The organism is Bacillus sp. ABP14, from assembly GCF_001831375.1.
Classification (GTDB): Bacteria; Bacillota; Bacilli; order Bacillales; family Bacillaceae_G; genus Bacillus_A; species Bacillus_A paranthracis.
The window spans coordinates 910,463-932,680 of record NZ_CP017016.1; the positions used below are offsets into that span (position 1 = coordinate 910,463).

Genomic DNA, 22,218 nt, shown 5'->3' on the forward strand with positions numbered 1-22,218 from the left:
ATAATCAGTGGAGTGGGGGATGAAGAAAACCCCCACCCCACTGATTAAAGTTTCACTTTATGTAGAAAAGAGGGGTATATATAATGGAAGTAACAAGTAAAACAGAATCTGTCATTGTGAAATATGAAGGGCACGTTGCAACGGTTATGGTCAATCGCCCAGAGGTGTTAAATGCATTAGATGAGCCAACGTTAAAAGAGTTATTACAAAAGCTGAAAGAAGTAGCGGAGAGTTCTGCACACATTGTTGTGTTATGCGGGAACGGCCGTGGTTTTTCTGCGGGTGGAGATATTAAATCGATGCTTTCAAGTAATGATGAAAGCAAGTTTGATGGTATTATGAATACTATTTCTGAAGTCGTTGTGACTTTATACACGATGCCGAAACTTGTTATTAGTGCTATTCATGGACCAACTGCTGGTCTTGGATTAAGTATTGCACTAACAGCTGACTATGTGATGGCAGATATATCATCAATTATTGCGATGAACTTTATTGGAATCGCTTTAATTCCAGATGGTGGCGGCCATTTCTTCCTTCAGAAGCGCGTTGGTGAAAATATGACGAAGCAAATTATTTGGGAAGGAAAGAAATTATCGGCGAGCGAAGCGCTTGATATCGGTTTAATTGATGAAGTAATCGGCGAAGATTTCCAAACGGCTGTGAAGCAAAAAATTAGTGAATGGTCACAAAAGCCAATCAAAGCGATGATTCAAACGAAGCAAATTTTATGTGAAGTAAATCGCTCTAATTTAGAACAAACGCTGCAGCTTGAAAAACGCGGCCAATATGCGATGAGACAAACAGCGGATCATAAAGAGGGCATCGCTGCATTTTTAGAAAAACGTTTGCCAGCATTTAAAGGAGAATAAAGTGTAGTGGTAGTTTTACTGCCGGCTAATTTAGGATAAAGGGAGAAAGTGCTAACACATTTTAGTATAATTGTGTTAGCACTTTTTTTAGGAGTAATATATGAAGAAAATTATTGGTGTTATCGTTATTATTTTACTTACATATTATGCTTTGCATAGTACACCATCTCTTGCGGTACGAACTGCACTATTCTTTGAAGGGCATCCAATTGTTGCTTTCTCAGGTGAAGTGGAGAAAGAACGGGATGTGAAAAAAGAGGCGATTCCTGATGAGTACCAAACCTTATATGGCGATAAGAAAGAAGAACCAGAGCATTATTTCTTTCCGGCAGTAAGGGCACATGGATCAGGAATTGATATGTTAAGTGCTTGTGTGAAAAAAGAGTGGTTATTTTATAAGGCAGAGCTCGGCTGCTATTAAACATAGGAGGATGAATGATGTCAGCATATAACAAGTTAGTAAGAGATCGTGTTCCAGAGAAGATTTTAATGTCTGGAAAAACATATACAGCACAAAAATTAACAGGACAAGCATACATACAAGCTTTGGCGAAAATTGGGACAGAAGAAATTCGTGAATTTGCTTCTATGAAAGAGCGTGAACATGCGCTTGATTCTCTTGCGGATGCACTGGAAGTAATCATATCATTAGCGCGTGCAGAAGGTGCAACAATTGAAGATGTAGAACGTCTTCGTAAGCAGAAAGAGATAGAGCGCGGTGGGTTTGAAAGAGGTATTTACTTGTTGGATGTTTCAGAAGAATAGATTTGTAGGGAAAGCATAGCGTTACTCATTAATGCTATGCTTTTTTGTTGCAAATAAACTAATAATGAAGAAGATAGCTGTTAATACCCAGCCAGTTGTAATAGAAGTAGTAGTATGAACTGCATAAGAAACTTGTAAACAAAGTAATGATGCTAGAAACCAAATGAGTGCAATGTGTACATATTTTTTTGATATATTCATATTGTATAACTCCTTTTATATACTAAAGTGAATTTTACTATAATTTAGAAAATTAAGCTATATGAGTAGAGGATTTATAGTAAATTCGGTATACTAAATAATAGGAAAAATGAGGAGGAAATGACAATGGCACATCATACGAAAGAAACGATGGAATTGATTAAGGAGCTTGTCTCTATTCCAAGTCCATCTGGAAATACAGAGAAAATTATTCGTTTTATTGAAAACTATGTAAGTGAGTGGAATGTAGAAACGAAGCGTAACAATAAAGGTGCTCTTATTTTAACGGTAAAAGGGAAAAATGATGCACAGCACCGTTTATTAACAGCACATGTTGATACGTTAGGTGCGATGGTAAAAGAAATTAAGCCAGATGGTCGTCTCAGTCTTTCTATGATTGGCGGATTTCGCTGGAACTCTGTAGAAGGGGAATATTGCGAAATTGAAACATCAAGTGGCAAGACGTATACAGGAACGATTTTAATGCATCAAACATCTGTACATGTATATAAAGATGCAGGTGAAGCGAAACGCGATGAGAAAAATATTGAGGTTCGTATTGATGAGCGCGTATTTTCAGCTGATGAAGTACGTGAATTAGGAATTGAAGTAGGAGACTTCGTTTCATTTGATCCACGCGTTCAAATTACAGAGAGTGGATACATAAAATCACGTCATTTAGATGACAAAGTAAGTGTTGCGATTCTATTAAAATTAATTAAGCGATTACAAGATGAAAACGTAACATTACCATATACAACTCATTTCTTAATTTCTAACAATGAAGAGATTGGATACGGTGGTAACTCTAACATTCCAGAAGAAACGGTTGAATATTTAGCGGTTGATATGGGAGCGCTAGGTGATGGACAAGCATCTGACGAGTATACAGTATCTATTTGTGCAAAAGACTCTAGTGGTCCGTATCATTATGCACTACGTAAACATTTAGTAGAGCTTGCGAAAACGAACAATATTGAATATAAAGTAGATATTTATCCGTACTATGGATCGGATGCATCAGCTGCGATTCGCGCTGGATTTGATGTGAAGCATGCATTAATTGGAGCAGGTATTGATTCTTCTCATGCATTTGAGCGTACACATGAAAGTTCGATTGCTCATACAGAAGCACTTGTTTATGCATATGTATTATCAGAGATGATTGCAGAATAAGAAAAGAAATAGGCTACCTCTAGTAGCCTATTTTTTGTTTGCAGAGAAATCGACTTTATTTAACAAAGAGTAAATTAATTGTAATTTATTTTACAATATTAAGAAAGTAGGTTTACTACATAATTCGAGTATTATAAAATAATAGAGGCGCACTAATTTTTTTTGTTCGAATTTGTCGAAATTTATATATTAAGATTACGCGTTATTAAAAGATGATTGTCGAGAGGAGTATTATTTTTTATGAAGTATCGTGCAGTCGCGGCAGGTATTTTAGCCGCAAGTTTATTATCGTCTCCAGTAAGTAGTTTCGCAGCAGCGAAGAAGTTTTCGGATGTTCCTTCATGGGCGCAAGAATCAGTTGATTATTTAGTAGGAAAAAAGGCGCTTGATGGAAAGCCAGATGGAACGTTTTCTCCATCTGAAGCAGTAGATAGAGGATCAGCTGCAAAAATTTTAGCAGTCGTTCTTGGTTTACCAATTGATCCAAAAGCAAAGCCATCTTTTAAAGATGCACAAAACCATTGGGCAGCTCCGTACATTGCTGCAGTGGAAAAAGCAGGTGTAATTAGTGGAGATGGTACTGGTAAATTTAATCCATCAAGCCAAATTAACCGTGCATCTATGGCATCTATGTTAGTACAAGCATACTCATTAGATAAGAAAATTATTGGAGAACTTCCAACACAGTTTAAAGATTTGGAACCTCATTGGGGTAAGAAACAAGCTAATATTTTAGTAGCTTTAGAGATTTCTAAAGGTACGGGAAATGGCTGGGAGCCTGAAGGAACTGTAACTCGTGCAGAAGCAGCTCAGTTTATTGCGATGGCTGATCAAAATAAAACAGATACATCAAAAAGAATGTATATGAACAGAAACTTTATTACATATCATCAACCATCATTATCATCTGGTATTACTGATGTTCAGCATAAGCCACAAATGGTTGTAGTGAAAGAACAAAGAGCAGACGGCTGGTTAAAAATTGTAACAAGTAAAGGTGAGAAGTGGACACCTCTAACAGAAAAAACAGAAACGATTAATGAAGGATTTACTACTTATGAAACAGCTTCACATAGTTCTAAAGTGCTAGGTACATATAATGCACAAACAGTAACGGTTATGGAAGAGAGTGGAAGCTGGATTCGTATCCGCGTAGGCGCTGGTTTCCAATGGGTTGATAAAAATCAATTAAACCCAGTAAAACAAGAGAACTTCTTAGAAGGTAAAGCAATTATTATTGATCCAGGTCACGGTGGAATTGACTCGGGTAATGTTGGTTATTACGAGAAAGAAAGTCAAATCGTATTAGATACATCTTTACGATTACAAAAACTATTTGAGAAAAAGACACCATTTACTGTTAAGTTAACACGTACGAACGATACACGCCCAGGAGTAGATTCTAGTGATTCTTTAAGAAAAAGAGTAGAATTTGCTAATGAAAATAATGGTGATATTTTCGTAAGTATTCACGGTAACGGTTCTACAGGTAAAGATGGACATGGTACAGAAACATTCTATTATGCAGCAGCACCGACAAGATCAACGAATCCACATACGGAAGACAGTCGCTTATTAGCAGAAAAAATTCAAAAGCGCCTTGTAGCAGCTCTTGGAACAAAAGATCGTGGTGTGAAAAAGGATAATTGGTACGTAGTAAAATATAATACAATGCCAGCTGTATTAGCAGAATTAGCATTTGTAGATAATAAGGATGATGCAAATAAACTCGCTACACCAGCACAGAAGCAAAGTGCAGCAGAAGCGATTTATCAAGGTATTTTAGATTATTACGAAGCAAAGGGTAATAACGTATCTTCTTTCCGTTAATACACTAAAAGAGATTGCCAATAGGCAGTCTCTTTTATTTATTAACGTTTCTCTTTATTTCAGGCATGTGATATCATTTAATTTTACATAAGAAAGTATTGTAATTATAACGATATAGAGGATGATCATAGATTGAATAATCATAGGAAAACACCTGCATGTATATATACGTATGCATTTCGTGAGGAGGAGCGTGCTTTATGTTACTTGGAAATGCGCTCGTTCTTTGGAATGGAGTCCCACATTAATATTTTGAAAAGTGATGTCAAAATTGACCCGAGTAGAAGTCCTTTTATGAAAGAGCGCGTTGAGGTTATGTATGAAGGAGACGACTTAGAAAGTATTTTGGAACAAGTAAAGGAAATTGAATTAGGAGAAATGACGTTTAAAGTTATCTTCGTGAAAATCAATGATCTTGAGGGGGAAAATAAAATAGAGTATGCGGAAAGGCGTATCATTGAACGACGTATTGGAGATTGTATTGATGCGGAAGCAGATGTGCGCAATCCAGAGCGTACTTTTGGTATTGTTCCATTAGGCGGACGTTGGTATTTTGGACATTATGTAGAGAGTAAGCCAGTTTGGTATCATCATATAAAAAAACCACGTAGCTATTCGACATCTCTTAGCACACGCGTTGCAAGATCCGTTGCAAATATTGCGGTGCCAAATCCAGAGGGAGTAAGAGCGATTGATCCGTGCTGCGGCATTGGAACGGTTGTAGTAGAAGCTCTTTCGATGGGAATTAACATCGTTGGTAGAGATATAAGCCCGCTCGTTGCGATTGGAGCGAGAGAAAATATTGCACACTTCGGATTCGATGGGACGATAACGAAAGGCCCGATCGAGGAGATTACGGATAATTACGACGTCGCAATTATCGACATGCCATATGACTTATTTACGCATGCAACACCAGAAAATCAGCTCTCCATTCTTTCAAGCGCGCGCCGCATTGCTAAAAAGGTAGTCGTTGTTACAATGGAAACAATGGACGATATGATTCATGAAGCAGGATTTGAAATTATAGATCGCTGCACTACAAAAAAAGGAACATTTTCTAGACAAATTCTTGTTTGTGAATAAGGAAGAAAGGTCACCCGTTTGGGTGACCTTTTTTATGGTGGTTTGATGTGTGATTGGTTGGTGGAATGGAGAAGGGATTTGGCGAAATTTGTCGGTAAGTCGATATTCCATGTCGAATCGTCGATAAATTTAAAAAATCGCCGATATATTGTGTGAAATCGCTGATATATTCCGAGAATCGTCGATATCGTTACATTAGTATATTACCGTTCTTTTAATTTCTCTTGTTGTGCAAGTAGTAAATTGCGCAAGATGTGTCCGCGGTAACTTTCTAGTTTGCGTCCTTCATGATAACGCACGCCTAATTTTTTTAGTTCAGCTACGTACCAGCCTTTTGTTCCGTAGTACATTGGATCACTTCCTTTTTGCTTTTGAACAGTATATGTTGGGGGTGGAAGTAACTTTCCAGTGAAAATAATAAGCCTGGCTGTATCAAGTGGTTCCATAAAATAGCTTCTGGATCGTGTATAAAAAAATAGACAGTAGTGTATGCTTTTTTAAACAATGTATACAAATTTATACCCTATGCGTTGGCATGATATTTGCAATAAAAAGAGTATCAACATATAGGGGAGAGATGGAAATGAAGGTTAGTAAAGTGTATACGACAATTGATGCTCACGTAGCTGGGGAACCACTTCGAATTATTACAGGAGGCGTGCCAGAAATAAAGGGAGAAACGCAGCTAGAAAGACGTGCATATTGCATGGAACATTTGGATCATCTTCGCGAGGTTCTTATGTATGAACCGAGAGGACATCACGGTATGTACGGTTGTATTATTACTCCGCCTGCGAGTGCTCACGCTGATTTTGGTGTGTTATTTATGCACAATGAAGGATGGAGTACGATGTGTGGACACGGCATTATCGCTGTTATTACAGTCGGAATTGAGACAGGTATGTTTGAAGTGACAGGTGAGAAACAAAAGTTCATTATTGATAGCCCTGCTGGGGAAGTCATTGCGTACGCAACATATAGGGGAAGTGAAGTAGAGTCCGTATCATTTGAAAACGTTCCTTCATTTGTATACAAAAAAGATGTTCCTATTAAAATAGATGACTATGAGTTTCAAGTAGATATCGCATTTGGCGGAGCTTTTTACGCTGTTGTGGATAGTAAAGAATTTGGTTTGAAAGTTGATTTTAAAGACTTAGCTGCTATTCAAACGTGGGGCGGTAAAATTAAGCGCTACATTGAGAGTCAGATGGAAGTGAAGCATCCACTTGAAGAAGGATTAAAAGGAATATACGGCGTTATTTTCTCAGATGAACCGAAAGGGGAAGACGCAACGTTACGAAATGTAACAATCTTCGCTGATGGGCAAGTAGACCGTTCTCCTTGCGGCACAGGAACTTCCGCAAGAATCGCAACTCTTTTTGCAAAAGATGCCCTGCAAAAGGGAGAAATTTTCGTCCACGAATGTATTACTGACGGGAAATTCGAAGGGGAAGTATTGTCGGTAACAGCGGTACATACATATGAAGCTGTCGTTCCGAAAGTAACGGGGCATGCATTTATTACAGGATTTCATCAGTTCGTTATAGACCCGAGAGATGATTTGAATCGGGGATTTTTGTTAGGATAGAAGAAGGAGGTGGAAAGATATGCTAGTCATAAGCGCGAACGAACAACGAAACTTAGTAAATATGAATGAAGTCATTGCATACGCGGCGCTTGCCTTAAAAGAATTTTCCGCAGAAAGAACAATCACGCCAATTCGCGGTTCGTTACCATTTGCGAACGAGCAAAATACGGCATTAATTATGCCTTCAGTCGCAGAAGGGCTTGAGGCAATTGGCTTAAAAGTAGTAACAGTAGTCCCTGAGAACAAAAAGATAGGAAGGAAAACAATAAACGGGATTGTGATGCTATCAGACTTTCAAACAGGAGAACCGCTCGCACTTTTAGAAGGATCCTACTTAACGATGATTCGAACAGGCGCATTATCAGGAGTAGCGACAAAACATTTAGCTCGTCATAACGCAAAAACTTTATGCATCATCGGGACAGGAGAACAGGCAAAGGGAATTGCTGAAGCAGTATTTGCGGTTAGAAATATTGAAAAAGTCATGTTATACAATCGAACAGAGGAAAAAGCATACGCATTCTCGCAATATATACAAGAGAGATTCAATACACCTGCTTATGTTCACAAAAATGCAAATGAAGCAATAAGCGAAGCAGATATCATCGTCACAACTACGAATGCATCCACACCAGTCTTCTCAAAAAAACTACAAAAAGGCGTCCATGTAAACGCCGTCGGCTCATTCAAACCGAACATGCAAGAACTACCATCCCATGCCATTGCGGGCGCAAACAAAGTAGTAGTAGAATCGAAAGAAGCAGCATTAGAAGAGACAGGGGACCTTCAAGTTCCGATAAAAGAAGGTCTATTCGAAGCTAGCAACCTCCACGCCGAACTCGGTCAAATTATAAGCGGAGAAAAAGCCGGTCGCGAAAATGATGAAGAGATTACTGTTTTTAAATCGGTTGGTTTGGCGGTAGTGGATATTATTGTGGCGAAGTATTTGTATGAGAGAGCGGTGGAGAATGGGGTGGGGAATAGGATTGAGTTTTGAGGGGCCGCCTTTTGGTGGTCTTTTTAATTTGGGGTTGAGGGGTAATAACATTTGGTCCTTTCCAATAGAAATAAAGAGTTGCATCAAAGTTATTTTAGGTGTTATGAAGAACTGAGTCATTTATTTCTACAGGTTTCTAAATTTTATAACTGCTGTACAGTATCGCCATAACCACTACTAGCATTTCCATCGTCTTAAAAAAGATTTATAGTTATATTATAAATCTTCTTAAGGAGAGGGTATATTGAATAAGAAAAACAGGATGAATATTGCTATTTTAACAATTTTATTATTAATAATAGGCTACATATTTTATACAATGTACAGCAAAAATATTACGCAAGATAAAGCTTCGAAAGTAGCAATAAATCACATGAAGGATAAAGAAAATATAGATCTTGTAGTTACTAAAGCTGAGATTTTACATGGAGTACGTGAAGGTTTTATTGATGTAGAAGGTTATTCTAAAAATGATAAGAAAAAGGTAATCCGCGTTACGATAAACAAAACGCAAAACTATTTAGTCTCTGGTTGGGGATTTAAGGATCAAAGGTAAACGATTAGATTGCTCAAATAATAAATTCAAATGAGAAAAAGGCACCTTAAGGTGCCTTTTTCTAGCTAGATTTATTATTAACGAATGTATCCCCACCACCAAGCTCCGCCTCAATCTGCGAAGTCTTCGATGACTCATCCATACGCCAATACGTAATAAAGCTGATCGCGATACATCCGGCTACGTAGAAGTAGAATAATGACTCCATTCCGATACTCTTTAGCCATAAAGCGATGAATTCTGCTGTTCCGCCGAATATTGCAACGGTTAGTGCATATGGTAAACCTACGCCTAGTGCACGGATTTCAGTTGGAAAGAGTTCTGCTTTTACAATTGCGTTAATCGATGTGTAACCAGTAACGATGATGAGGCCGACCATCATAAGTAAAAATGCTACGATTGGTTCTGTCGTTTTTTCCATAAAGAAGAAGATCGGTGCTGTTAGTAACGTTCCGAGAATACCGAATGCCATTAATAGTGGACGGCGTCCGATTTTATCGGATAGTAGCCCTGCAATCGGTTGAAGTACGACGAATATAAGTAGTGCGACAAAGTTAATCCAGCTTACAACTTCTTTCGGAAGACCGACTGTGTTTACCATGAATTTTTGTAAATATGTTGTGTACGTATAGAATGCAACAGTGCCTCCGAGTGTTAGGCCGACTACTGTTAATACTGCTTTCGGGTGTTTCATAAGAGTGCGAACGGTTCCTGCGCTTTCGCGTTTTTGTGATTTAATGTTTGCGAATTGCTCCGACTCATCCATCGTGCGGCGAAGCCATAATACAGCTACTGCACCCATCGCTCCAATAATGAACGGAATGCGCCATCCCCAAGCTTTCATATCTGGTTCGCTTAGTAATTGCTGAAGAACAATTTGAACGCCTAACGCAACCATTTGTCCAGCAACGAGCGTTACATATTGGAAGCTGGAATAAAAACCACGGCGTCCACTACTAGCCATTTCAGATAAATACGTTGCGGAAGTTCCGTACTCTCCGCCAAGTGATAATCCTTGTAGTAAACGGGCAAGAACTAAAATAATTGGTGCCATAATACCGATGCTTTCGTAACTAGGTGTACAGGCGATAATGAAAGAACCACCTGCCATAACTGTAATCGAAAGCGTTAATGCTGCCCGGCGTCCGTGCCGATCTGCATAACGCCCCATTAATAAACTTCCGATAGGGCGCATTAAAAATCCAACTGCGAAAATAGCTGCTGTGTTCAATAATTGACTCGTTGGATCGCCTTTAGGAAAGAACTCTGCTGAGAAGTAAACAGCGAAAGCAGAGTAAACGTACCAGTCGTACCATTCAATTAAATTACCGACAGAACCTTTGAAAATATTGCCGGCGACTCGGTTTGATTTTACTTGAGCCATACTAATTCCTCCCCGTGCTATAAATAAAATGATAATTATGAAAGCGTGTTCATTATAGTTGAATTGTACTGTTTGTAGAATGAAATCTCAATATTATGACAATTTTATTCTTTTTGTACTTTATGAACATGGATATTTTTAATAGTTGCTTCATTATTCGTTTTGTCATAATAATAGAAAAAGGAGATTGATAGTTTTGAATATTTTATCAAAGGGTATGGGGTATGAAAAAATCACGCAAAGTGTCATTACAAACGAAAATAGTAAGCTTAATTATCGCGTTAATTTTATTTGTCGTTCTCCTATTAGCAGGAATATTTGTTTACATTCAGTCCGTTGATACGAAGCGTCAAGTGGAACAGTTAGCACTGCAAACAGCTAAATCTCTATCTTTTATGCCAGCTATAAAAGAAGCTTTTCAAAATAATGAGCATAAAAGTACGATTCAATCCATTGCGGAACAAGTTCGTGAGCAAGCTGGTGCCGATACTGTCATTATAGAAGATAGCTATGGGATTATGTATTCGAATTCTAATTCGGAGTTGATTGGTACAAAGAGTAACAATCCATATAACTATGAAGCACTCACTTTTGGTGGTTATTATACACTCGAAGGAAATAGTGTAAGTGGTCCGGCTTTAATGGCGAAAGCACCGATTATTGTTCATAACGGAGATTACGATCAAGTAGTAGGTGTTGTGACAGTGGAGTTTTTAATAAAAGGCATTGAATCTAACATATTGAGCAGAACGAAAGAAATTACACTCTTTTCTTTAGCTGTATTATTAGCGGGCATTGTTGGTGGCATTCTTTTAGCACGTAGCATTCGTAAAGATACACTCGGTTTAGAGCCGAATGAAATCGCAGCGCTATACCGGGAGCGAAGCGCAATACTACTATCTATAAAAGAAGGGATTATCGCCATTGATCAAAACGGTTTTATTACGATGATGAATACGTCGGCAGAAGAGATGCTACATGTAAATGGTGATTATATGCAGCAGCACATTTCAAAAGTTTTACCGGAATTTCATATGGAGAGAGTACTAGAAAACGATCAAGAAATCGCATTTCAAGATAAGGTGTTTATTTTAAACATGACGCCGATACTCGAAAATAACAGTACGGTAGGCGTTGTATGCAGTTTTAGAGATAAAACAGAACTGCAAAATTTAGTGAATACAATATCTGAGGTAAGAAAGTATTCAGAGGACTTACGCGCTCAAACACATGAATTTACAAATAAACTTTTCGTCTTATCAGGATTACTTCAGTTAGGGCACTACAGAGAAGCGATTGAATTTATCCAGCAAGAATCTAATATTCATCAAAGCCAAAACCATATTTTATTCCATCAAATTCACGATGCGAAAGTACAAGCTATTTTATTAGGAAAAATCGGAACAGCGTCTGAGAAGAAAATTGATTTTCATATTGAAGGAGATAGTGCGCTTCATCCATTACCAGACCATATAAAAGTTTCGCACCTTATTACGATTCTTGGAAACATAATCGACAATGCATTTGATGCGGTGAGTGAACGAGAGGAAAAGAGTGTTTCCTTCTTCGTTACGGATATTGGACACGATATTGTATTTGAAGTGATAGATAGCGGGATAGGAGTACCGGCAGAAAAAATAACGACCATTTTTCAAAAAGGATTTTCAACGAAAGGAAACAATCGTGGTTACGGACTAGCAAATGTGAAAGAAATGGTAGATGTACTAGAAGGAACGATTGAAATTCAAAACGAGAAAAATGGGGGAGCTATTTTTACAATTTACCTTCCGAAAACATTGAGAGAAAGTACATGACAAATAGGGGGATGGATATATGTTGAAGGTTGCAATTGCAGAAGATGATTTCCGCATCGCACAAATTCAGGAAGAGTTTTTATTAAAAATAAAGGACGTAAAAGTGATTGGAAAAGCATTAAATGCAAAAGAAACGATGGAACTACTACAAAAGGAAGAAATCGATTTGCTTCTATTAGATAATTACTTACCAGACGGAATCGGAACAGACTTATTGCCGAAAATTCACGCTGACTTTCCAAACGTTGACGTCATTATGGTTACTGCAGCGAATGAAAACCATATGCTAGAAAAAGCAATCCGAAACGGCGTAAGTAACTACCTTATAAAACCGGTCACGTTAGAAAAATTCGTTTGCACAATTGAAGACTATAAAAGAAAGAAGCAATTACTACATAGTAACAATGAAGTGAATCAAGCACTAATCGATAACTTCTTCGGTATGTCGCAAACACAAGATATAAAAAACTTACCGACAGGTGTTGATCCGTTAACACTGCAAAAAGTGAAAGGCATTATAAAAGGATTCGAAGAGGGCATTACAATAGAAGAAATGGGAGAACAAATGGGGGCCTCCAGAACAACCGCAAGAAGATATTTAGAATACTTAGTAGCGACCAACGAGTGCACAGTAGAATATACATACGGAATAATTGGACGACCAGAACGAAAATATCGAATAGGACGAGGGCTATGAAAAAACGATTATTACTATGTATATGGATCATGACAGGAGTAATAGCGGGTTGTTCCTCGGAGAAATCCGAAACAAATAAAGTGAATATCGACAAAGTAGAAATCGTTGCGCCAAACGTTCAAGGAGCAGGATGGGACTTAACAGCACGGGCAATGCAAAAAACGCTCGCAGAAGAAAAAATCTTCACAAAACCAATTACTGTCACAAACAAAGTAGGTGGTAGTGGTGATGTCGGATGGAAATATACGAAACAAAAAGGCGGTCACGTACTGGCGATTAACTCAAGCTTACTCATAACGAACAACCTACTAGGTCACAGTAAACTAACATATAAAGACTTCACGCCGCTCGCAACATTAGCATCGGACTGGGAAGTCGTTGTCGTATCAAAAGACAGCACCATAGATAACGCAAACGAACTAATGGAACAACTAAAACAAGACAAGAAAAACTTCAAAATCGGCGTTGCCCCCGGCCTAGGAAATGACGATCACCTATCCTTCGTACAAGTAAGCAAAGCATTCGGCATAAACCCAGCCGAACTACAATTCTTCGTCTACGAAAACAAAGAAAAAATCATAAACGCCCTAACGAACAAACAAATAGGCGCCGCAACCATGACCCTATCCGAAGCCGAAAAACAATACAAAGCCGGCAAAATAAAAATACTAGCCGTATCCGCACCAAAACGACTAGATCGACTACCAGAAATCCCAACATGGAAAGAACAAGGCATCGACGTCATATTCCAGCACTGGAAAGGCATTATGGGCCCGAAGGATATGACGGAGGAAGAGGTTGCTTATTGGGATGGTGTGATTAAGAGGATGGTGGAGAGTGATAGTTGGAAGGGGGTTTTGAGGGAGCGGGGTTGGGAGAGTTTTTATAAGGGGAGTGGGGAGGCTAGGGGGTTTTTGGAGGAGAGTAGTGGGTGGTATGGGGGAATGGTTGGATTTAGTAATTAACACCTTTCTATTGGTTTGTTTGTAAAAATTAGTATATTCAACGTTAATAATGCTGAATTTTAAGGTATACTTTGGGAGTAGCAAATTAATTGAATGCTAGAGAAGTATTGTAACTAAGATATTTAGGGAGATAGAAAAATGAAAGTAGAAACATATTCTTATAGGTATGCAGAAGAGATTTTGCAACATCCCCGTTTTGAAGCTGCATATAACGAATTGATAATGGTTTGTCGTGATTGCCCTGTTCCAATATACAAGGGGAAATCGGGCAGTCAGTCACAGCTGGAAGTTATACAGCAGATAATGAATACTTATTTTCTTTTGAGATTCGAAGAGCTTGGCTGGGAAAAAGAGCCTCGAGCTACACCGAATACATCTGATGATGCATTACGCTCTGATTTTCGAAAATACTATATTGATCCTGATACAGGAGAAGTTATTCTTAAACTTCAAATTGAAGTTGAGTTTGGTAACGTTGCTTCCAGTTATCGTAACTACTTCAAGTTTCAACTTAGCTTTTCTTATGATTTAACAGATATATGTATTTTAATTGTTCCTTCTTATGAACTTTGTAAGAGAATTGATAGTGGTGTTTCAAATTATGAAAAAACAATAAGGGAAATACCAGCTGCAAAACTCTCTGTTACTGTTCCAACACTAGTTATTGGACTTTTTGATGATGGCTCTACAGCCTGGAATGTAAAAGATATTACAGAAGATTTAAAAGTTTTGAAAGGAGCACTAAAAGATACATATCCTCAGCATTGTGAGATAGTGAAAGGATACATAAATGATTTAAAAGTATAAAAGGTTAGGGAAAGTAGTTATTTTTATTGGGATTTTTTTTTGAATATTCATCAATTATTAATTATATTATTAGGGATTTCAACTTCAATTAATGTTGGAATAACTAGATAATCGGTCATTAGAGATACTATTTGTAAAATCGTAACAAATTGATAAAAGCAGATATCTTTAGGGATAAAATTGATATCTGCTTTTTATCATGAATGGTAATTTCTTTATAAATTAAATCCTTATGATTTTTTATCAGTAATAATATCAGCTATGTATGAATTATTTAACCAATAACACTGCTTTGTAATTTGCTGGCCATCAGGTAAAGTTACTTTATCGGCACCGTTGCGGGCTTTTGGTCTAATGTGCGCGACACCGTTGAAGTTTATTTTTGGTAGGTTATTTGCTTCGACGACTTTATCACCGCGTTTTTTATATTCGATTTGAATACCCTCATGTATTACTTTATTAACCTCTTCCCATAGTTCACGTATTTCTTTTTCTATTGTAGGAGTAGGCATGTTCCAAAGTTTAATACCTTTAAAGTAGAGTTTACGATTTGGATTTTCTTTTTTTGTTTGGTTAAATTCAAAAATTACGAATAAAAACTTGGTTTGATAGAAGCGTTCTCTAATTTCGCTTTCTTCCCATGATTCGTTTGTCCATTGATGAAAATCGATTGTTTCAAATGACATGCTTTGTTCGGGTTTACCGTTGGGCTCTAAACGAACTGTTTTAAATTCTATATTAGCTTTCGCAAATTCTTCAATTTTATCGAGTCGAGTTCCTTTGATGCCAAGTAAAGAGCTTACTAATAGTGGAACAAAGCTTTTGGTTGTAGGTTTGTAATCAATAGATAATTTTTGAGCGATTTCTTGATCAGTTAAGCCTATGTAATTTTCAAATTTTGAATAAAGGATTTTTTCTAAAGATTTTCCTTTTAGTTCATTTGTTGTTGTAAAACTTACTAGTTCTTCGTTTAGGTGATACCTGCGAACTAGTGCTGTCATATAAGAAGGCTTTAACGAAAAAGCTCTTTGCATTGCTGGAATTTCAGAATACGGTTGTGAGCGAAGTGAATTTTTATTGGAACCCTTAGTGCAAGCTCCTAAATAGTTTGTATCACCTTCAGATAATTCATGTGCTTTGCCGGCACGAATTTTATTTACGATGGTTTCCCAGTCTTGTCTAATTATTTCTAAATCAGCTTCGGGATAGGTGAATAAAAGGCTTTTTGTAATGTGAAAATCTTTACGGTCTACACCAGGTACCCATTCATAGAACATTAATAGTAGTTTTTCGTTTTTCTTCCAAAAGCTTGAGGTTTCAAAGTGTGTATGAACTTCTTCCATATAGTTGATAATATTTAAGACTAGCCGCTCTTTGGCAGATAATGAACCGTTTTTATTTTGTTTAAATGCAGTTACTTTAAGTTCAATACCAAGGTGTTTAAAGTCAGCTTCTGCGTTTGAATTGACTTCATATCCAAAAAAGCTTTCTTCGATTACTTGCCCTAGTCCACCTTTCGATTTAGCATTTGCCAGTCGGTTAGTGGAATCAATTTCACCAAATGTTTTTCCTTCAGCTTCATGTGCTTTTTTCATTAGTTCTTCTATTGTAGTATAGTCCATAATAAACTCCTTTCTGTATCCAGTGCTGCGTTGTATGATTTTAAACAATACATATTAAATCTATGCTATAATAAAAAGCTGTTTCAATTTTATACAAGTAAAATTTATAAGAAGGAAAAGTCAGTTTGTTCTATTAAAGAACAGTTATATTGGATCTATTCAAGGCGATTTGTTTCGTTTATACTATTGATATAGTAACGAATTATTTTCTTAACGGTTACAAGTCAAAAAAGGAACTGTAAAAAAATATGATTCCTAAAATGTTATAGTTGATCTTTTCCTCACTTTTTATTATAATGAAGCATAGATAAATAAAATACCGAAAGGATGTTCGTGTATTTATGGTGAAAGTAGTAGAACTTTTCGCGGGAGTAGGAGGTTTTAGATTAGGACTAGAAGCAAACGAAAACTTTGAAGTTCTTTGGGGAAACCAGTGGGAGCCCTCAACTAAAGCACAACATGCATTTAATTGTTATGCAACTCGCTTTGAAAATAAAGGAATACATGTAAATAGAGATATAGCAGAAGCTTGGCCGGAAATACCTGAGCATGATTTATTAGTAGGTGGATTCCCTTGTCAAGACTATTCTGTAGCACGTACTTTATCAAATGAAAAAGGAATACAAGGGAAAAAAGGTGTTCTTTTTTGGGAGATAATGAACATAGTTAATTCTCGTAAGCCAAGATTTGTTTTGTTAGAGAATGTAGATAGATTATTAAAGTCACCAGCAAAACAAAGAGGTCGTGATTTTTCTATTATGCTGGCGAGCTTTAGAGATGCAGGATATGTAGTGGAATGGAGAGTTATTAACGCTGCGGATTATGGGAATTCTCAAAGAAGACGAAGAGTATTTATTTTTGCGTATTTAAAAGAATCTCATTTCACATCTGTTCAAAGTAAAATGAAGCCTTTAGAGATATTGTGTAAAAATGGATTCTTCGCTCCAATTTTTAATGTGCATGAAGCACCTGAAGAAAACAAAAAAAGAGGGCAATTTGAGTTGCCAGTCGATATTATTGAGGTTTCTGATACATTTAAAGCTGAATACTATAATTCTGGCGTAATGATGGATGGACAAGTATATACGGAAGAATTAGTTCCAGTAACTGAGAGTCCAGAGACTTTAGGTGAAGTTGTTCAAAAGGTATATGATAAATTTGGTCCTGCAGATGAATCATATTATTTGAAAATGGATAAGGTTAACAAAAAGGGCAGAACTGAATTTGAGGAACTTAAGTATCTTAAAGGTCCTAAAAAAGAAGAAAGAGTATCAAAGGCGACAGGTCATAAATATTTCTACTCTGAGGGAGGAATGGCTTTCCCTGATGATTTAAATAAGCCTGGGCGTACAATGTTAACAAGTGAAGGAACATGTAATAGAAGTTCACATGTCATTGAGGATCCTTATACAAAAAGACTAAGATATTTAACACCAGTTGAATGTGAATTGTTAAATGGTTTCCCGATGGACTGGACAAATACAGGTATGCCACAAAGAAATAGATATTTTTGTATGGGAAATGCTTTAGTGGTTGATTTGGTGGAGCGAATGGGTCAAAGGATTTTAGAGATTAACAAAGAAGAAGAGAAGATGGATAGTATTGTGCAGTTGAGTTTATTTTAATAAATGAGGAAAGGAGTATAGTGAATTAGTTCACTATACTTTTTTTCTTGTAAAGAATAAATGTACGAAGTAGATAAATAGAAGGTTATTTATATGTGGTAATTTTTGGTTTTTTGTCGGATTATATTTTTATTCATGGGGTCTTATATTAAAATGTAATTAGATTTGGTATAGTACCGAGTCTACGTGCAAAAAATTAAGAGTTCCTAGTTTTATTAAAGGTGTTTCATAACTTTTCATGTACGTAGGTGAGGTCTGTCCTTTTAGGAGCAGACCTTTTTATTTTCAAGACAAATTTAATAAGATAAGGAAGTGTTGGTTCATGGTTAAACATAATCGTGAGAATAGTCCAAACGCAGGTTTATTTATTGTGGCATTACGCAATTTAGGGTATAACAATATATCCGCTATCAATGATCTTATTGATAACGCACTTGATGCGGAAGCAGATAAAATTATTGTGAAAATCGAAAGTATTGATGGTCTTATTGTAATATCTATTATAGACAATGGATATGGTATGAATTTTGATGTGTTAGATCAATCTCTTCGTTTAGGATCGGCTGTTGAACGTGATATCACAACAGAATTAGGGAAATTTGGAATGGGTCTTTCTACAGCATCTATTTCAATCGCTCGCCGTGTAGAGGTGATAACGAAACAATTAAAATCTCAAGCAATTTTAAAGGCAGCTCAGGATATAGATGAAATTATTAATGAAAATGCTTTCGTTAAATATATTGGAGAACCAGAAAAGGAAGATATAGACTTCTTTAATGTACATTTAGACGAGAAGGATCAAGGTACTGTTATTAGATTGATTGATTGTGACAAAATTACGAATAAAAAGTTGAATAATTTTGCTTCTCAACTTATGAAGGATATAGGACGCACGTTTCGTGAGTACATTAACGCAGGGCGAGAATTTTATGTTAATGGAAAAAAAGTAGAAGCAGATGATATTTACATGTTATCTGAAGGTGGAGAAATTTATTCTGATGAGGAATATGAATTTACTATTAAAGATGAAGAAGGGATTGAGAAGAAGGAAACAATTCGTGTACGTTTAGGAATTCTTCCTGATTTTGGGGTAGCGGGTAATTTATCTCGAAAAATTAATGCATCAACTCAAGGTTTTTATGTGATGCGTAACAATCGTGAAATTGAAAAGGGCTCAGTGCTAGATCTTTACACTCGACATCCACAACTTAATAGGTTTCGTGGAGAAATTTATTTCTCTGCTGCACTTGATGAAAATATGGGGGTTAACTTTCAGAAGAATGGTGTGAATTTAGAACAATCGATTTTTGATAAAATTCAGGCTGATGTGAAGCATCAAATAATTGCTATTAGGCGGATGTTACAGAGGGGAAAAGCGGCAAAAGAAGCACAGGACATAGATCATAAGGAATCAGAACGTCATATTAATAAGAAAGCGCCTTTATTAAAAACACCAAAGCCATCGGATGATACTGGAAAGCAGATCAATAATAAAAGGAAAGAAGATGGTGTAAGAGGGAAAGATAAGGTTTCGCGTAAGCCTCGTGAAAATGTTCGTGTGAGATTTGAGGCGCAGCATGATGGTAAGGCTGGTCATATTTATGAAGCTAGAATGGAAGGGAAAACAACGGTGATTGTCTGGAATATTGATCACCCTTTCTATGAGCGCTTTGTAATTGGTACAAAGGATGACAAAACATTATCTACTTCAATTGATTTTATGATTTACTCTTTGGCAACAGCTGAACTAAATATTATGAATGATGAAACACTCGATATGATTGAGGAGTTTAAGAATATAATGGCATTGAACTTAAATACATTATTAAGGTAAAAGATAAAAAACAAGTGAAGTGAACTCGAATAGTGGTACATGAAAAAAACTATGCTACCTGTTTCTTGTATTTTATAGGAGACAGGTAGTGTAACTTTTCATGAATACGTTCCATATTATAATACTCAATGTAATCGTGAAGGAGTTGTTTTTCTTGTGAATAAAATAATTCAGATTTCAATGAGGAATAAAAAGATTCTATTGCGGCATTATCAAGACAATTTCCTTTACGGGATATTTGGAAAGCGTAGGAGGTATACACGGCCCCTTAATCACTATGTAGTATAATTTGAGTCTTTTGTTTTAGTTTGATTGCCTTCTCAACTGTGTTTAAGACAAGTGTTACGTCTTGTCTGTTACTTATTTCATACACAATGATTTCATTGTTATATAAATCCATCATAATTGATAAATACAACATCTCTGTACCAAATGGCAAATATGTAATGTCTGTAACCTATTTTTCATTTGGCTTGTTAGCTTGAAAGTTTAGATTTAAGAGATTCTCTATAACAATTCTACTTTCTCTATTGATCCAGGTTCTTCTTTTTCTTTTGACCCTACATTGTAAACTTTTCTTTTGCATTATTTTTTGTACAGTTTTTCGATTTAGGTGATAATTATATTTTCGTTTCAATAAAGCAGTAACTTTTCGATGGCCATATCGAAAGTGATTTGTCATACAAATTGTCAAAATAGCCTGTTCTAATTTTGCTTCCTTTACATCTTTTGCTTTATTTTTCCATCGATAATAAGTAGAATGAGGTATACCAATTAATATACATATCTCTTTAATGGAGTACTCATCTTTGATCAACTCCACTACTTCTACAACTACTTCTTTAACCAACTCCTCTCGATTTCGTGGTACTTTTTTTTTTTATCTAGTTGCATTTTTAATTTCCGATTCTTTATTTGAAGTTTCTCGATTTCAGTTATGCCTTCTTCACTAATCTTTTGTAGCGTACTTTGTTTTCCTACAGGGCGACTAAAACGATACGTTTCACCTTCACGATGCCACTTCATCCAAGTTTAATCTGTGCTTTATTTTTAATTCCTAATTGTTCCATAATTTCTTTGTTTGTGTATCCTTGTTTTTTCAGCTCGATTGCTTTCCATTTAATTTCTTCTGAATAAGATTTTCTCGTTCCCATAAAAGAAACACCTCCGTATATTCGTATTTAATTTAAATACGAATATACGGAGGTGTTTTTTCATGTACCACTCTTCGGGTTCATTTGATTTTTGTATTACTAATCGTGTTGAATCTTTGAAAAAGTAGGAGGCCTCCCTTGTCAAGTTCTTTTAATTTTCAAGTGATTTTCATAGAGATTAATGTGGGGGGAATTCGTGACTAGATAAATCCTTAGTATTTAAAGAGGATATATACAGTTGATCTTTTAATTTAGTAGAGATATAATAGGTGAATCATAAAAATGAAAGGGGGAAGAGCGGTGAATTTTATGATTCCTTTGACTGGTATCTCAATCTTGTTTCTCTGCTATTGGTGTGTTGTGAATCAATATATTGTAGTTAAATGGAGTGCTATTTTTAAGAAGCTTAATGAAAATGTAGTGTTTGGGATATTTATTACATGTATGTTATTTTGGCTGCAGTATTTATTTCAAATGTTTTTTGATAGATAATTAGTTTTTTATGAGGTAAATAGACACAACGAAGTATGTAAGATATTTCATTGTGTCTATTTTTCAGAATTAATTACAGTTTATTTCTTGCATCTCCCCCAACGTCACCCCCTAACCTAAAGAAGACAAATCAAAAAGGGGGACCAAACTACTCATGAAAACTACCACAAAAGAAAAAAGAAACACCATCATCATGCTACTACTTTCAGCTGCAATAGGAATCTTTTCACCACTACTCATGTACATCACGCTGGCACGGAAAAATGAGGTGTACAAATATCATTGCCGAAAGGCGTTCAACTTTCATTTGTTAATTTTTCTTCTATTTAATATTAGTTCGCGTATTAGTGATGTTTTATTTTGGATTGTATTTCCCTTTGAGGTCGTTCAAGTAATCATTGTTGCGTGGAAAGTAATACGCGATGAACCGTATCGTTATTTCATTCGAATTCCGTTATTTAAAGAAGATAAGTATATCGTGGAAGGAGAATAGGCGATGAAACAAGAAGTGGAGATAAGGGGAAAGCGAATTTTTATCATGATTGCAGTGTTGTTTATTGCGATTTATATTATTTTACGAAAAAGAAAGTATGAGTACTTTTATGATGGTATTAGTGAGTATGAACATCGTTATAGAAGGAATGTTCCTTTTATATTGCTTGTTGTAGGTTTGTTTCAATATTGTAGGCAGAATGAGATGAGTTTTTCTCATATGCTTCAGTACGTGAAAGAGAAGTTATCGGAGTAGGTGAT

The 22,218-nt window shown here is 36.3% G+C and carries 26 protein-coding genes; 17 read left to right on the forward strand and 9 right to left on the reverse strand.

The window, feature by feature from the left end; genetic code table 11:
* Window positions 1-83 precede the first annotated feature (83 nt).
* The 3 genes from BGI23_RS04665 (at window position 84) to BGI23_RS04675 (ending at window position 1,637) form a co-directional block, all read left to right on the forward strand.
* Complete coding sequence (locus BGI23_RS04665) at window positions 84-872, forward strand: enoyl-CoA hydratase (RefSeq protein WP_000454170.1); 789 nt, start codon at window positions 84-86, stop codon at window positions 870-872.
* Between the two features lie 100 nt (window positions 873-972).
* Window positions 973-1,293 (forward strand): hypothetical protein, encoded by a 321-nt coding sequence (locus BGI23_RS04670; RefSeq protein WP_000720155.1) that lies wholly within the window; start codon window positions 973-975, stop codon window positions 1,291-1,293.
* Window positions 1,294-1,310: 17 nt separating this feature from the next.
* Window positions 1,311-1,637 carry a nucleoside triphosphate pyrophosphohydrolase gene (locus BGI23_RS04675; protein ID WP_001277353.1) on the forward strand — a complete coding sequence of 109 codons (327 nt, stop codon included), beginning with the start codon at window positions 1,311-1,313 and terminating at the stop codon, window positions 1,635-1,637.
* Between the two features lie 21 nt (window positions 1,638-1,658).
* On the opposite strand, the gene BGI23_RS04680 is transcribed toward BGI23_RS04675, so the two are convergent.
* Window positions 1,659-1,838: a hypothetical protein gene (locus tag BGI23_RS04680; RefSeq protein WP_070805343.1), complete on the reverse strand. Its 180-nt coding sequence runs from the start codon at window positions 1,836-1,838 to the stop codon at window positions 1,659-1,661.
* A gap of 126 nt (window positions 1,839-1,964) precedes the next feature.
* On the opposite strand from BGI23_RS04680, the gene BGI23_RS04685 reads away from it, so the two are divergent.
* The 3 genes from BGI23_RS04685 (at window position 1,965) to BGI23_RS04695 (ending at window position 5,930) form a co-directional block, all read left to right on the forward strand.
* Window positions 1,965-3,014, forward strand: coding sequence for a M42 family metallopeptidase (locus BGI23_RS04685; RefSeq protein ID WP_000930097.1), 1,050 nt, complete (start codon window positions 1,965-1,967; stop codon window positions 3,012-3,014).
* 240 nt (window positions 3,015-3,254) lie between these two features.
* Window positions 3,255-4,844: an N-acetylmuramoyl-L-alanine amidase gene (locus BGI23_RS04690; protein WP_070805344.1), complete on the forward strand. Its 1,590-nt coding sequence runs from the start codon at window positions 3,255-3,257 to the stop codon at window positions 4,842-4,844.
* Between the two features lie 132 nt (window positions 4,845-4,976).
* Window positions 4,977-5,930, forward strand: coding sequence for a TRM11 family SAM-dependent methyltransferase (locus tag BGI23_RS04695; protein WP_070805345.1), 954 nt, complete (start codon window positions 4,977-4,979; stop codon window positions 5,928-5,930).
* A gap of 203 nt (window positions 5,931-6,133) precedes the next feature.
* On the opposite strand, the gene BGI23_RS28095 is transcribed toward BGI23_RS04695, so the two are convergent.
* Entirely contained in the window at window positions 6,134-6,376 is a 243-nt protein-coding gene (locus BGI23_RS28095) for a YflJ family protein (protein ID WP_130983616.1), read from the reverse strand.
* A gap of 137 nt (window positions 6,377-6,513) precedes the next feature.
* On the opposite strand from BGI23_RS28095, the gene BGI23_RS04705 reads away from it, so the two are divergent.
* The 3 genes from BGI23_RS04705 (at window position 6,514) to BGI23_RS04715 (ending at window position 9,071) form a co-directional block, all read left to right on the forward strand.
* On the forward strand, window positions 6,514-7,518 hold the full coding sequence (locus tag BGI23_RS04705; protein ID WP_070805346.1) for a proline racemase family protein: 1,005 nt from the start codon (window positions 6,514-6,516) through the stop codon (window positions 7,516-7,518).
* Between the two features lie 19 nt (window positions 7,519-7,537).
* Window positions 7,538-8,515 (forward strand): ornithine cyclodeaminase family protein, encoded by a 978-nt coding sequence (locus BGI23_RS04710; protein ID WP_070805347.1) that lies wholly within the window; start codon window positions 7,538-7,540, stop codon window positions 8,513-8,515.
* A 262-nt stretch (window positions 8,516-8,777) separates the two neighbouring features.
* Window positions 8,778-9,071 carry a hypothetical protein gene (locus BGI23_RS04715; RefSeq protein WP_369805078.1) on the forward strand — a complete coding sequence of 98 codons (294 nt, stop codon included), beginning with the start codon at window positions 8,778-8,780 and terminating at the stop codon, window positions 9,069-9,071.
* Between the two features lie 61 nt (window positions 9,072-9,132).
* Here the strand turns inward: BGI23_RS04715 and BGI23_RS04720 are convergent, their stop codons facing one another.
* Window positions 9,133-10,455: an MFS transporter gene (locus tag BGI23_RS04720; RefSeq protein WP_070805349.1), complete on the reverse strand. Its 1,323-nt coding sequence runs from the start codon at window positions 10,453-10,455 to the stop codon at window positions 9,133-9,135.
* A 224-nt stretch (window positions 10,456-10,679) separates the two neighbouring features.
* On the opposite strand from BGI23_RS04720, the gene BGI23_RS04725 reads away from it, so the two are divergent.
* From BGI23_RS04725 to BGI23_RS04740, 4 genes are all read left to right on the forward strand, one after another.
* On the forward strand, window positions 10,680-12,269 hold the full coding sequence (locus tag BGI23_RS04725; RefSeq protein ID WP_070805350.1) for an ATP-binding protein: 1,590 nt from the start codon (window positions 10,680-10,682) through the stop codon (window positions 12,267-12,269).
* Between the two features lie 19 nt (window positions 12,270-12,288).
* Window positions 12,289-12,966: a response regulator gene (locus tag BGI23_RS04730; protein WP_070805351.1), complete on the forward strand. Its 678-nt coding sequence runs from the start codon at window positions 12,289-12,291 to the stop codon at window positions 12,964-12,966.
* Window positions 12,963-13,931, forward strand: coding sequence for a tripartite tricarboxylate transporter substrate binding protein (locus BGI23_RS04735; protein ID WP_070805352.1), 969 nt, complete (start codon window positions 12,963-12,965; stop codon window positions 13,929-13,931). The genes BGI23_RS04730 and BGI23_RS04735 overlap by 4 nt, the downstream gene beginning before the upstream one ends.
* A 138-nt stretch (window positions 13,932-14,069) precedes the next feature.
* Window positions 14,070-14,738 carry a BglII/BstYI family type II restriction endonuclease gene (locus tag BGI23_RS04740; RefSeq protein ID WP_061660999.1) on the forward strand — a complete coding sequence of 223 codons (669 nt, stop codon included), beginning with the start codon at window positions 14,070-14,072 and terminating at the stop codon, window positions 14,736-14,738.
* A gap of 230 nt (window positions 14,739-14,968) precedes the next feature.
* Here BGI23_RS04740 and BGI23_RS04745 read toward each other — a convergent pair whose 3' ends face one another.
* Window positions 14,969-16,360, reverse strand: a complete 1,392-nt coding sequence (locus BGI23_RS04745) for a Sau3AI family type II restriction endonuclease (protein WP_070805353.1) — start codon at window positions 16,358-16,360, stop codon at window positions 14,969-14,971.
* A 341-nt stretch (window positions 16,361-16,701) separates the two neighbouring features.
* Between BGI23_RS04745 and dcm the strand changes: the two genes are divergently transcribed.
* Window positions 16,702-17,985 carry a DNA (cytosine-5-)-methyltransferase gene (gene dcm / locus BGI23_RS04750; RefSeq protein ID WP_070805354.1) on the forward strand — a complete coding sequence of 428 codons (1,284 nt, stop codon included), beginning with the start codon at window positions 16,702-16,704 and terminating at the stop codon, window positions 17,983-17,985.
* Between the two features lie 322 nt (window positions 17,986-18,307).
* Window positions 18,308-19,819 (forward strand): ATP-binding protein, encoded by a 1,512-nt coding sequence (locus BGI23_RS04755; RefSeq protein WP_070805355.1) that lies wholly within the window; start codon window positions 18,308-18,310, stop codon window positions 19,817-19,819.
* 49 nt (window positions 19,820-19,868) lie between these two features.
* On the opposite strand, the gene BGI23_RS28910 is transcribed toward BGI23_RS04755, so the two are convergent.
* From BGI23_RS28910 to BGI23_RS28535, 5 genes are read right to left on the reverse strand one after another with little or no spacing between them, the layout of a single operon-like run.
* Complete coding sequence (locus tag BGI23_RS28910) at window positions 19,869-20,081, reverse strand: IS3 family transposase (RefSeq protein WP_083322657.1); 213 nt, start codon at window positions 20,079-20,081, stop codon at window positions 19,869-19,871.
* A 6-nt stretch (window positions 20,082-20,087) separates the two neighbouring features.
* Window positions 20,088-20,267, reverse strand: a complete 180-nt coding sequence (locus BGI23_RS28915; RefSeq protein ID WP_369805079.1) for a DDE-type integrase/transposase/recombinase — start codon at window positions 20,265-20,267, stop codon at window positions 20,088-20,090.
* 9 nt (window positions 20,268-20,276) lie between these two features.
* Window positions 20,277-20,669, reverse strand: coding sequence for an IS3 family transposase (locus BGI23_RS27025; protein WP_083322658.1), 393 nt, complete (start codon window positions 20,667-20,669; stop codon window positions 20,277-20,279).
* Window positions 20,654-20,845: a hypothetical protein gene (locus tag BGI23_RS28100; RefSeq protein WP_157441023.1), complete on the reverse strand. Its 192-nt coding sequence runs from the start codon at window positions 20,843-20,845 to the stop codon at window positions 20,654-20,656. Before BGI23_RS28100 ends, BGI23_RS27025 begins: the two co-directional genes overlap by 16 nt.
* Window positions 20,842-20,973: a helix-turn-helix domain-containing protein gene (locus tag BGI23_RS28535; RefSeq protein ID WP_218921378.1), complete on the reverse strand. Its 132-nt coding sequence runs from the start codon at window positions 20,971-20,973 to the stop codon at window positions 20,842-20,844. The genes BGI23_RS28100 and BGI23_RS28535 overlap by 4 nt, the downstream gene beginning before the upstream one ends.
* 646 nt (window positions 20,974-21,619) lie before the next feature.
* Here BGI23_RS28535 and BGI23_RS04775 point away from each other — a divergent pair.
* Window positions 21,620-21,958, forward strand: a complete 339-nt coding sequence (locus BGI23_RS04775; protein ID WP_070805357.1) for a magnetosome magnetite crystal formation protein family — start codon at window positions 21,620-21,622, stop codon at window positions 21,956-21,958.
* A 3-nt stretch (window positions 21,959-21,961) separates the two neighbouring features.
* Window positions 21,962-22,213 carry a hypothetical protein gene (locus BGI23_RS04780; protein ID WP_070805358.1) on the forward strand — a complete coding sequence of 84 codons (252 nt, stop codon included), beginning with the start codon at window positions 21,962-21,964 and terminating at the stop codon, window positions 22,211-22,213.
* The last annotated feature ends 5 nt before the right edge of the window (window positions 22,214-22,218 follow it).

Bases quoted from the DNA above. Each gene is read 5' to 3' on its own strand.
- BGI23_RS28535 (WP_218921378.1), bottom strand. From the start codon at position 20,973: ATGGGAACGAGAAAATCTTATTCAGAAGAAATTAAATGGAAAGCAATC.
- dcm (WP_070805354.1), top strand. From the start codon at position 16,702: ATGGTGAAAGTAGTAGAACTTTTCGCGGGAGTAGGAGGTTTTAGATTA.
- BGI23_RS04705 (WP_070805346.1), top strand. From the start codon at position 6,514: ATGAAGGTTAGTAAAGTGTATACGACAATTGATGCTCACGTAGCTGGG.
- BGI23_RS04675 (WP_001277353.1), top strand. From the start codon at position 1,311: ATGTCAGCATATAACAAGTTAGTAAGAGATCGTGTTCCAGAGAAGATT.
- BGI23_RS04710 (WP_070805347.1), top strand. From the start codon at position 7,538: ATGCTAGTCATAAGCGCGAACGAACAACGAAACTTAGTAAATATGAAT.
- BGI23_RS04680 (WP_070805343.1), bottom strand. From the start codon at position 1,838: ATGAATATATCAAAAAAATATGTACACATTGCACTCATTTGGTTTCTA.
- BGI23_RS04665 (WP_000454170.1), top strand. From the start codon at position 84: ATGGAAGTAACAAGTAAAACAGAATCTGTCATTGTGAAATATGAAGGG.
- BGI23_RS04720 (WP_070805349.1), bottom strand. From the start codon at position 10,455: ATGGCTCAAGTAAAATCAAACCGAGTCGCCGGCAATATTTTCAAAGGT.
- BGI23_RS04745 (WP_070805353.1), bottom strand. From the start codon at position 16,360: ATGGACTATACTACAATAGAAGAACTAATGAAAAAAGCACATGAAGCT.
- BGI23_RS04730 (WP_070805351.1), top strand. From the start codon at position 12,289: ATGTTGAAGGTTGCAATTGCAGAAGATGATTTCCGCATCGCACAAATT.
- BGI23_RS04755 (WP_070805355.1), top strand. From the start codon at position 18,308: ATGGTTAAACATAATCGTGAGAATAGTCCAAACGCAGGTTTATTTATT.
- BGI23_RS04740 (WP_061660999.1), top strand. From the start codon at position 14,070: ATGAAAGTAGAAACATATTCTTATAGGTATGCAGAAGAGATTTTGCAA.
- BGI23_RS04735 (WP_070805352.1), top strand. From the start codon at position 12,963: ATGAAAAAACGATTATTACTATGTATATGGATCATGACAGGAGTAATA.
- BGI23_RS04670 (WP_000720155.1), top strand. From the start codon at position 973: ATGAAGAAAATTATTGGTGTTATCGTTATTATTTTACTTACATATTAT.
- BGI23_RS28095 (WP_130983616.1), bottom strand. From the start codon at position 6,376: ATGGAACCACTTGATACAGCCAGGCTTATTATTTTCACTGGAAAGTTA.
- BGI23_RS04685 (WP_000930097.1), top strand. From the start codon at position 1,965: ATGGCACATCATACGAAAGAAACGATGGAATTGATTAAGGAGCTTGTC.
- BGI23_RS28100 (WP_157441023.1), bottom strand. From the start codon at position 20,845: ATGAAGTGGCATCGTGAAGGTGAAACGTATCGTTTTAGTCGCCCTGTA.
- BGI23_RS04690 (WP_070805344.1), top strand. From the start codon at position 3,255: ATGAAGTATCGTGCAGTCGCGGCAGGTATTTTAGCCGCAAGTTTATTA.
- BGI23_RS04725 (WP_070805350.1), top strand. From the start codon at position 10,680: ATGAAAAAATCACGCAAAGTGTCATTACAAACGAAAATAGTAAGCTTA.
- BGI23_RS04775 (WP_070805357.1), top strand. From the start codon at position 21,620: ATGAAAACTACCACAAAAGAAAAAAGAAACACCATCATCATGCTACTA.
- BGI23_RS04715 (WP_369805078.1), top strand. From the start codon at position 8,778: ATGAATATTGCTATTTTAACAATTTTATTATTAATAATAGGCTACATA.
- BGI23_RS04780 (WP_070805358.1), top strand. From the start codon at position 21,962: ATGAAACAAGAAGTGGAGATAAGGGGAAAGCGAATTTTTATCATGATT.